This window comes from Bosea sp. 29B, from assembly GCF_902506165.1.
Classification (GTDB): Bacteria; Pseudomonadota; Alphaproteobacteria; order Rhizobiales; family Beijerinckiaceae; genus Allobosea.
This window is the reverse complement of sequence record NZ_LR733817.1, coordinates 2,702,912-2,712,500: the sequence shown is the minus strand read 5'-3', so window position 1 is coordinate 2,712,500 and position 9,589 is coordinate 2,702,912. Positions and strand designations below refer to the sequence as shown.

Genomic DNA, 9,589 nt, shown 5'->3' with positions numbered 1-9,589 from the left:
TCCGCGCGAGGCGCGCGAGGCCGTGCTCGGCGCCTTCCGTGACCATGCCGCCGGCCGCAACCGGAGCCTGCCCAAGACTGCATTGTCACTCGGACCCGGCCACGCCTTCCAGGCGATGACGGCAGCCTCGCAAGCGCAAGCGATCGCCACGGTGAAGTGGGTCGCCTCCGCTCCGACACAGGCGGGCAGCACCGTACCGAGCGTGAGCGCTCTGATCTGCGTCAGCGACTATGCCACCGGCGCGCCGCTCGCCGTCCTCGACGGCGACGAGATCACGCTGGTGCGGACCGCGGCGATGTCGGCAGCCACCGCCTCGCTGCTCGCGCCGCCGGATGCACGCACGATCGGCTTCGTCGGCTGCGGCCTGCAGGCCCATGCCCATCTCGCCGCCTTCCACGATCTCTTTCCCAGCCTCGACAACGCCCTGATGCTGAGCCGCAGCCGGAGCTCGGCCGAACGCCTGGCGGAAGCTGCCGCAGCGCGGGGCCTCGCCACAGAGATCGTCGACGATGCCGACATGCTGCTCGCCCGCAGCGACATCGTCATCTCCATGATTCCGGCGACGCCGGGCCTGCGCGCCTTCCTCGATCCCAGGCGGATGAAGCCTGCTTCCTTTGCTGCGGCGGTCGACACAGGCCGCAGTTGGCTGCCCGAGGCGCTGCCTGCCTTCGACATCCTGGCAACCGACAGCCTCGCCCAATCGCAGGCGCCCTATGATGTCGAGGGGCAGCCGGTGACGAGCGTCCGCTTCGGCCATGACCTTGCCGGACTCTCGCAGACACCGTTGGCCGATGCCGGGACTAAGCGCTCGCTGTTCTGCTTCCGCGGTTTTGCACTGGCCGATCTCGCGCTCGCGCATCTCGTCCTGGAGAAGGCGCGCGCCGCCGGTATCGGAACCTCCCTGCCCAGATAGCAACCCTGCCATGCGCCGGCTTTCCCTTCGCCTGCAGGAAGCCTACCTTTCCGGGCATCGAGGCGTTCCGGATAGGCGATGGCAATGACGAAGGGTTCCGATCTCCTGGTGGCCGCGCTCGAGAACGAGGGCGTCGACCGCATCTTCGGCGTTCCCGGTGAGGAAAACCTCGACGTGGTCGAGTCGCTCCGGACCTCGAAGATTGAGCTCGTCCTGACCCGGCACGAGCAGGCCGCCGCCTTCATGGCGGCGACGCATGGCCGGCTGACCGGGCGTCCCGGCGTCTGCATCGCGACGCTCGGCCCCGGCGCGCTCAATTTCTCGACCGGTGCGGCCTATGCCCATCTTGGCGCCATGCCGATGATCCTGATCACCGGACAGAAGGCGATCATGAGCGCCAAGCAGGCGCGCTTCCAGATCGTCGACGTCGTCGCCTCGATGAAGCCCCTGACCAAGATGACCCGGCAGATCGTCAGCGCCGCCAGCATCCCGTCGGTGGTGCGTGACGCCTTCCGCGTCGCGATGGAGGAGCGGCCCGGCCCGGTCCATCTCGAACTGCCGGAGGACATCGCCGGCGAGGAGGTCGCCGACGTGCCGATCATCCCGGTGCATCCGCTGGAGCTGCCGGTGGCGGATCCGAGGGCGATCGCACGCGCCGCCGAGATGATCCTCGCCGCCAAGCGGCCGCTGATCATGATCGGCGCCGCCGGCAACCGGCCGCGGCTGGTCGAGCCGCTCTCCGATTTCGTGCGGCGGGTGAAGCTGCCCTTCTTCAACACCCAGATGGGCAAGGGCGCCGTCACCGGCGGCTCCAACCTCTACGTCGGCACGGCCGCCCTGTCAGAGGGCGACTATGTCCACCAGGCGGTCGACCGGGCCGACCTGATCATCGCGATCGGCCACGACACGATCGAGAAGCCGCCCTTCCTGATGAAGAGCGCCGGCGGGCCGAAAGTGATCCATGTCGCCTACCAGTCGGCGACAGTCGAGCAGGTCTACCACCCCGATGCCGAGGTCATCGGCGATATCGGCGCGACCGTCACGGCGCTGGCGGAGCTGTTAGGCGGCCGGGTCGAAGCCGATCCGGTCATGCTGGAGCTGCGCCAGAAGATCCTCGCGCATCTCAACGACCGCTCGGAAGAAGACCGCTTCCCGATCACGCCGCAGCGCATCGTCCACGACATCCGCGCGGTGATGCCGGAGGACGGCATGGTCTGTCTCGACAACGGCATGTACAAGATCTGGTTCGCGCGGAACTACCGCACCCATGTCGCCAACACGCTGCTGCTCGACAATGCGCTGGCGACGATGGGCGCCGGCCTGCCCTCGGCGATGATGGCGGCGATGCTGCATCCCAAGCGCCGGGTCATGGCGGTCTGCGGCGATGGCGGCTTCATGATGAACAGCCAGGAGATGGAGACCGCCGTCCGCCTCGGCCTCAACCTCGTCGTCGTCGTCCTCAACGACAGCGCCTATGGCATGATCCGCTGGAAGCAGGCGGTCGACGGTTTCCAGGATTACGGCATGAGCTTCGGCAATCCCGATTTCGTCGCCTATGCCAAGGCCTATGGCGCCAAGGGCTCGCGCGTCGGTTCGGCGGCCGAGCTGGTGCCGACGCTGGAAACTGCGTTCAAGGGCGGCGGCGTCCATCTCGTCGAGGTTCCCATCGACTATTCGGAGAACACGCGCGTGCTCGTCGAGGAGCTGCGCAACAAGACGCCGGATATCGAGCTGGCCTGACCCCGAGACCCGTTACACTCAGCCGGACAGACCCTGTCATCCCGGACGGAGCGAAGCGAAGATCCGGGATCCATTCCGGAGCCTTTCCGATAGAGGTTCCGGAATGGGTCCCGGGTCTCCCTCCGGTCGCCCGGGACGACTCGCGCTCATGTTTCGCGGCGAACGCCCTCATCCAAGCCGTTAGTAAGAAAACCGCCAAGGAGACCAAGATGCTGACAGTGGTCCAGGCCTATGATCGCGCGCCGATCGAGGAGATCGCCACCGACGATGCGGCGGCGCTCGAAGCCAAACTGCAGGCGGCCGACAAGGTCTTCCGCGACCGCGGCAACTGGCTCAAAACCCATGAGCGGATTGCGATCCTGCGCAGGCTCGCCGGCCTGCTCGACGCCAAGCGCGACCATTTCGCCCGGCTGATCGCGCGCGAGGGCGGCAAGCCGCTGCCCGACGCCATCGTCGAGGCGACGCGCGCCGTCGACGGCATCTACAATGCCGCCGACGAACTCCGGAATTTCGGCGGGCGCGAGATCCCGATGGGATTGACGCCGGCGGCCGTGAACCGCTGGGCCTTCACCACCAAGGAGCCGATCGGCATCGTCGCGGCGATCTCGGCCTTCAACCACCCGCTCAACCTGATCGTCCACCAGGTCGCGCCGGCGATCGCGGTCGGCTGTCCGGTCATCATCAAGCCGGCGAGCACGACGCCGCTGTGCTGCCGCGACTTCGTCGCGCTGGTGCACGAGGCCGGCCTGCCGGAAGCCTGGTGCCAGACCTTCCTGCCGGAGACCAACGAGCTCGCCGAGGCGCTCGCCACCGACCGGCGCGTCGCCTTCCTCAGCTTCATCGGCTCGGCCAAGGTCGGCTGGTACCTGCATTCCAAGCTGGCGCACGGCGCGCGCTCGGCGCTGGAGCATGGCGGGGCGGCGCCGGCGATCGTCGACCGCAGCGCCGATCTCGACCGGATCATCGAGCCTGTCGTCAAGGGCGGCTTCTACCATGCCGGCCAGGTCTGCGTGTCGACGCAGCGCATCTATGTGCATGAAGAGATCGCCGACGCCTTCACCGAGCGGCTGGTGGCGCGTGTCGCCAAATTGCGCACCGGCGATCCCACGCTGAAGGAGACCGAGGTCGGCCCGCTGATCCTGCCCAAGGAAGCGGATAGGGTGGCAAGCTGGATCGACGAAGCCGTGAAGGGCGGGGCCAAGCTCGCGCTCGGCGGCAAGCGGCTGTCGGAGACGACGCTGGAGCCGGCTGTGCTGCTCGACCCCGCCGTCGACGCCAAGGTCTCGCAGCTCGAGGTCTTCGGCCCACTGGTCTGCGTCTACCGCTACAGCAAGCTCGACGAGGCCATCGCCCGGGCCAATTCGCTCAACGTCGCCTTCCAGGGCAGCGTTTTTGCGCAGGACATCGACGTTGCCCTGCACGTCGCCGAGCGGCTCGATGCCTCGGCGGTGATGGTCAACGACCCCACCGCCTTCCGCACCGACTGGATGCCCTTCGCCGGCCGCAAGGAATCCGGCTACGGCACCGGCGGCATCCCCTACACCATGCGCGACATGACGCAGGAGAAGATGATCCTGATGAACCGGCGCTGAGGCGATCTTAGCTTCGGAACCTCGCCGTCATTCCGGGGCGCTGCACAGCAGCGAGCCCGGAAACCAGAGCCGATGCCGGCTCAGGATTGGCTCCCTCATCTTCGCGCCTTCACAATAAAGCGCATCGGTTCTGGGTTCCGGGCTCTTCGCTCCGCGAAGCCCCGGAAAGACAGTGCTCAGCGCTTCAGCAGCAGCTTGACCTTCGCCAGCGCCGAGTCCTGCTCCTCGTGATAGTCGATCAGGCTGCGGAAGCGACCCTCCGCGTCCATCAGATAGACCGAGGCGGTGTGGTCCATGGTGTAGCCGTCCTGCGTCGGGATGCGCTTGGCATAGGCCTTGAAGGCCTTCAGCGCCGCGTCGAGCTCGGCCTGCGTGCCGGAGAGCCCGACAATGCGCGGATCGAAGGATTGCAGGTAGAGCGCAAGCTGCGCCGGCGTGTCGCGCTCGGGATCGACGGAGACGAAGAGCACGTTGAGCTTGTCGGCCTCGGGGCCGAGCTTGCCGAGCAGGGTGGTGAGCTCGAACAGCGTGGTCGGGCAGACCTCCGGGCAATGGGTGAAGCCGAAGAAAACCAGCGTCGGCTTGCCGAGATAATCGGCCTGCGAGACCTTGCGGCCGGTATGGTCGGTCGAGGTGAACGGACCGCCGACATCGGCCAGCGGCGTCGATACGGCCACGCCCGAGCTCGGCCGGCCGGGTCCGTCGACGCGCCACCAGCCGAGCGTGATCGCGGCGGCGGCGAAGGCGACGAGGACAACGGCAGCCCAGGCGCCGTAACGGATGATCTTGAGGATCGGCATGCGCTTTTGTCTGGCGGCCGGCTTGCCCGGCGTCAACGCGACAAGATCGACCCGGTCGCCGATGCCTGCTGCGGCTCATCGTCGCCGCCGGCGCCATAGGGGTCGGCCAGAGCCGCCTGCGGCTGGCTGATCTCGACCTTGCCGGCGACCATGGTCTGCATCCGCTCCGGCCCGATATTGCGCAGGATCTTGCGGAAGCTCTGGTGCATGCCGCCATCCATCAGCGCATAGCTCATCGCCGGCGTACTGCCGGAGAGCTCGGCGAGCCGCGCATCGTCGCGGGCGCTGCGCGCGGAGACCAGCGAGGCGACCTCCGGATCGGTCTCATAGGCCGGGCACGGCGCGCCAGGAACGAAAGCCGAGGCATCGCCGGCCGGGTTGAAGACATAGCGGCCGCCGCAGGTCGCCAGCTTCGGCGGCTGGCGGGTCGCCTCGAAATGATCCGAGCCTTCCTTGAGATTGCGCCAGAAGGCGATGTTCGGATTGCTGCGATGGCGCGCCATGTTCTCGGGCGTCATCCGGAAGGGGAAGGCCTGGACCTGGAAGCTGCGCTGACCGCCCGCGAACGCCTCGCGCGCCAGCCCGTAGATCTCGGTGACGCCGTCATCGGTCATCGCATAGCAGCCGGCCGAGGTGCAGGCGCCATGGATCATCAGAGCCGAGCCGGTATAACCCTGCGCCTTCTCCAGCGCATTGGGATAGCCGAGATTATAGGAGAGGTAGAACTGCGACCTCGGATTCATCAGCTCCGGCGTCACCGTATAGAAGCCCTCCGGCGCTTGCCGGTCGCCCTCGCGCTTCTTGGGACCGAGCTGGCCGGACCAGCGGCACATCGGATAGGTCTTGAGCAGGGCGTATTGGCCGGAGCGGTCGCGCTTCCAGACCTCGAGCTCGCTCTCCTTCTTGTAGAGGCGCACGACGATCGGGTCGGCCTGGCTCATGCCCTTGTTCGACATCTGCGAGACGAGCGCAGCCGGCAAAGGCTGGTTGCCCCGGCCGTCGCCCTCCATCCCGACACAGGACGACAGGGCAACGGCGGCGACGCCGAGCAGAGCGAAGCGCCGGAGACGCTGGAAGAGAGAGCGATCGGACATGGCTAAAATTATCGGCGTCTGGCGCTAACGACTCGTGAACGGGTTTGAACCCGCGCGACCCTGCAACCTCAGGCCGGTCGAGGTTCAATTGACGTTTTCGTGAACAACGCCTGCCGCCGCCCCGATGCTCAGTACTTGAAGCTCTAGTGGCTTCAGGTCGCAGAACGGCGGCGAAAGGGGAATCACGCCATGCTCGACCGCCGCCTCATTTTGCAGTCCCTCGCCTTCGGCCTTGCCGGCTCGCTCTCCTTGCCCGCGCTCGCCCAGGCACCAACCGCCCTGCTCGACCCCGGACCGCTGCCGGAAAAGGTCTTCGGTGCGGCGGAGGCGCCGGTGACGGTGATCGAATACGCCTCGCTCACCTGCCATCACTGCATGAATTTCCACATGAAGACCTGGCCGGAGTTCAAGGGGAAGTATGTCGACAGCGGCAAGGTGCGCTTCATCATCCGCGAATTCCCGCTCGATCCGCTGGCGATGGCCGGGTTCATGCTCGCCCGCTGCGCCGGCGAGGATAAATGGTACCCGGTCGTCGACATGCTCTACCGCACGCAGGAAAGCTGGGCCCACTCCGACAATCCGCTGGACGGGCTGACCCAGGCGATGCGCCAGACCGGCATGGGCAAGGACGGCGTCGAGGCCTGCCTGAAGCGCGAGGACATCTATCAGGGCATCAAGCAGGTCTCCGAGCGCGGCAAGGGCTTCGGCGTCGAGTCGACACCGACCTTCTTCGTCAACGGCAAGAAGGAGGTCGGCGCACTCTCGCTCGAGCAGTTCGACGCGATCCTGGCGCCGCTGCTAGCCGGGCGCTGACCTCGCCATGGTGAGGTCAAGAAACCTTGCGCTCGCGGCATCACTGACGGCGCTGGCGATCCTGTTCTACGCTGTCACCGTCGTGCGGATGCGCGAGACCGAGGATCGGCGGCACTTGAATGATCCCCAGGCGCACGCGGTACCGACAGAACCGGCCAGTCCCAGGCCCTGAGACATCAGGCCGAGCGGCCAATGGCGCGCTTGGCGGTCTCGACAGCGCCGGCGCATTGCGGCGCGATCTCGACGAGCACGGCGTCCGGGGTCGCCGCCCCCGTCCAGAAGCGGACGACCTGGACCACCGCCCAGCCCGGATTCTCGCCAACACGTGTCACGATCGTCGGCGCCGCAGCGCGGGCGCACGTCGCGACCTTCTCGGCGCGGTCGCGCGGAATCCCGAGGGCCGAGAGCTGGCTGGTGATGGCGCCCTGGATCGGATTGAGGATCAGGAGCGAGACCAAGGCGGCGATGAACGATTCCATGGTGCGGCTTTCAGCTTTGCCTGTGTCGGAATTGCGGTGTTCAATCTTGAAGTCAGAGACGGATTCACCGATCAGATTGATCCAATCCGATCGGACCCGGCTCTAGAGGCGCTGCTCGTGACCATCGGTCCGGCGGATCGCCTCGTCCTCGATCTGGATGGTGGTGTGCCTGAGCCCGAACTCCTCGGCGAGGAGCCGATTGGCCTGAACGAGCGTCTCACGCCCCTGCGCCATGTCGGCGACGACGATATGCGCGCTCATCGCATCGAGGCCCGAGGTCAGCGTCCAGACGTGCAGGTCGTGGACGGCGGCGACGCCCGGCAACGCCAGCAGCGACTTTTCCAAGAAGGCGATATCGACCTCCGGCGGCGTGCCTTCCATCAGGATGTGGACCGCCTGCTTCAGCAGGATCCAGGTTCGCGGCACGATGAACAGGCCGATGCCGGCGCCGACGATCGGGTCGGCGAGCGTCCAGCCGGTCGCCATCACGATCACGGCCGCGATGATGACGCCGAGCGAGCCGAGCATGTCGCTCAGCACCTCGAAATAGGCTCCCTTGACGTTGAGGCTTTCGGAGGAGCCGCCGGCGAGCAGCTTCATGCTGATCAGATTGACGATCAGCCCGACCACCGCGACGGCGAGCATCGGCCCGCCGAGGATCGGCGGCGGATCAAGGAAGCGCTGATAGGCCTCGTAGAGGATGTAGACCGTCAGCAGCAGCAGGACGACGGCGTTGGCGAGCGCCGACAGGATCTCCATCCGGACATAGCCATAGGTCCGCTGCGGCGTCGCCGGCTTCTCGGCGAAGCGGATCGCGACCAGCGCCAGGGCAAGCCCGCCGGCATCGGTCAGCATATGCGCGGCATCGGCCAGCAGCGCGAGGCTGCCGGTCCACAGGCCGCCGATCACCTCGGCGAGCATGAAGGAGAAGGTCAGGCCGAAGGCCATGGCGAGCCGCGACTTGTGCCGCCCCGCCGCCGTGCCGGCGCTGCCGCCATGCGAATGTCCGGCTCCCATCAGGATGCTCCGTTCGTGCGCTGGGCCGGCGCCCGGTTCATCACCGGCAGCGCGGCCAGCAGCATCAGCGCTACGCCGCAGCTCAGTGCGATGTCGGCGCCGTTGAAGGTCGGCCAGTGCCAGTCGCCCCAATGCAGGTCGAGGAAATCGGTGACCGCGCCCTGGCGCCAACGGTCGATCGCATTGCCGAAGGCCCCGCCCGCCATCAGCGCCAAGCCGATGCGTTCGAGCCGGTGCCCTGCGAACGCCGCCCAGGCCAGCAGGCCGAGGCCGGCCGCGAACTTGAACAGCCCGAGCAGGCCGGGCCAGGCTTCGAGCGTGTCGCGGAACAGGCCGAAGCTGACGCCGGTGTTGAACCCGAGGCGCAAATTGAGGAAGGGCGTGAGCTCGATCAGCTCGGGCGGGTTCAGCACGATCTCCAGCATCAGCCATTTGCTGGCCTGATCGAGACCGGCGGCCGCGAGCGCGACGGCAACGGCAAAGCTTAGCCTGCGCGACCAGCTCATGCGGCCTCTCCCGCAGTGCCGCCACTGACGCCGAGCCAACGCCGGACGCGGGCCTTGTAGACGAGATAGGGCTGACCGAGCGAAGCGCTGAGCACGCGCTCCTCGATCGCCACCTGCAGCCTGATCGCGATCAGCAGCGCCAGAGTCAGCGCCGCCTGGACGAGGCTCGGCAGAACGATGAAGAGGCCGATGAACAGCAGGGCCTGACCGACGAAGACCGGGTTGCGCGAGATCGCGAAGGGGCCGCTGTCGACGATCGCGCCCTGCTCGCCCTCGGCCGCACCGATACGCCAGGAGGAGCCCATGGCGCGTTGCGACAACAGCGCGACACCGGCGCCGATGACGACGAGGAGATGGCCGAGCACGTCGAACCAGGGCCCGTCCAGCGCCGCCGCCAGCGGATCGTCCTTTACCGGATTGCCGAAGGCGGCGAGCCAGAGCGGCCAAAGCACGGCACCGGCGAAGGCGAGGCGGAAAAGCAGCGCCGGCAGCGTCTGCTTCTCCTTGCCCCTGCCGAAGAGCCAGACCGGGCGACCGGCCTCCTCCGCCAGTAGCGTCGACAGGACGAAGAAGCTGATGACGTAGACGACGGCCATCAGATAGCTGGCGATCTCCATGCCGGACATCGGCCGCCT

Annotated in this window: 10 protein-coding genes (1 of these 10 only partly in view); 4 read left to right on the top strand and 6 right to left on the bottom strand. The window is 67.1% G+C overall.

Features of this window, described 5'->3' with window-relative positions:
• From GV161_RS13310 to GV161_RS13300, 3 genes are all read left to right on the top strand, one after another.
• Nucleotides 1–913 carry the 3' portion of an ornithine cyclodeaminase family protein gene (locus tag GV161_RS13310; RefSeq protein WP_159650251.1) on the top strand. 56 nt of this gene lie to the left of the window's left edge, so the window shows 913 of its 969 coding nt (coding positions 57–969); its start codon lies beyond the left edge, outside the window; its stop codon occupies nt 911–913.
• 84 nt (nt 914–997) lie between these two features.
• Complete coding sequence (locus GV161_RS13305) at nt 998–2,653, top strand: acetolactate synthase large subunit (RefSeq protein ID WP_152015859.1); 1,656 nt, start codon at nt 998–1,000, stop codon at nt 2,651–2,653.
• A 209-nt stretch (nt 2,654–2,862) separates the two neighbouring features.
• On the top strand, nt 2,863–4,245 hold the full coding sequence (locus GV161_RS13300; protein WP_152015860.1) for an aldehyde dehydrogenase family protein: 1,383 nt from the start codon (nt 2,863–2,865) through the stop codon (nt 4,243–4,245).
• Nucleotides 4,246–4,421: 176 nt separating this feature from the next.
• On the opposite strand, the gene GV161_RS13295 is transcribed toward GV161_RS13300, so the two are convergent.
• Complete coding sequence (locus GV161_RS13295) at nt 4,422–5,045, bottom strand: SCO family protein (RefSeq protein WP_152015861.1); 624 nt, start codon at nt 5,043–5,045, stop codon at nt 4,422–4,424.
• A 32-nt stretch (nt 5,046–5,077) separates the two neighbouring features.
• Nucleotides 5,078–6,139 (bottom strand): murein L,D-transpeptidase family protein, encoded by a 1,062-nt coding sequence (locus tag GV161_RS13290; protein WP_244624173.1) that lies wholly within the window; start codon nt 6,137–6,139, stop codon nt 5,078–5,080.
• Nucleotides 6,140–6,328: 189 nt separating this feature from the next.
• Here GV161_RS13290 and GV161_RS13285 point away from each other — a divergent pair, with 189 nt between their 5' ends.
• Nucleotides 6,329–6,952 (top strand): DsbA family protein, encoded by a 624-nt coding sequence (locus tag GV161_RS13285; RefSeq protein ID WP_152015862.1) that lies wholly within the window; start codon nt 6,329–6,331, stop codon nt 6,950–6,952.
• A 176-nt stretch (nt 6,953–7,128) separates the two neighbouring features.
• Here GV161_RS13285 and GV161_RS13280 read toward each other — a convergent pair whose 3' ends face one another.
• The 4 genes from GV161_RS13280 to GV161_RS13265 all read right to left on the bottom strand — a co-directional run bounded on the left by GV161_RS13280 (nt 7,129) and on the right by GV161_RS13265 (nt 9,580).
• Complete coding sequence (locus GV161_RS13280) at nt 7,129–7,431, bottom strand: hypothetical protein (RefSeq protein ID WP_152015863.1); 303 nt, start codon at nt 7,429–7,431, stop codon at nt 7,129–7,131.
• A 102-nt stretch (nt 7,432–7,533) separates the two neighbouring features.
• Nucleotides 7,534–8,448: a cation diffusion facilitator family transporter gene (locus tag GV161_RS13275; RefSeq protein WP_152015864.1), complete on the bottom strand. Its 915-nt coding sequence runs from the start codon at nt 8,446–8,448 to the stop codon at nt 7,534–7,536.
• The gene (lspA, locus tag GV161_RS13270; protein WP_152015865.1) at nt 8,448–8,954 is read right to left on the bottom strand and encodes a signal peptidase II; all 507 of its coding nucleotides are present in this window, start codon (nt 8,952–8,954) and stop codon (nt 8,448–8,450) included. Before lspA ends, GV161_RS13275 begins: the two co-directional genes overlap by 1 nt.
• Nucleotides 8,951–9,580, bottom strand: coding sequence for an isoprenylcysteine carboxylmethyltransferase family protein (locus GV161_RS13265; RefSeq protein WP_152015866.1), 630 nt, complete (start codon nt 9,578–9,580; stop codon nt 8,951–8,953). Before GV161_RS13265 ends, lspA begins: the two co-directional genes overlap by 4 nt.
• Between the last annotated feature and the right edge of the window lie 9 nt (nt 9,581–9,589).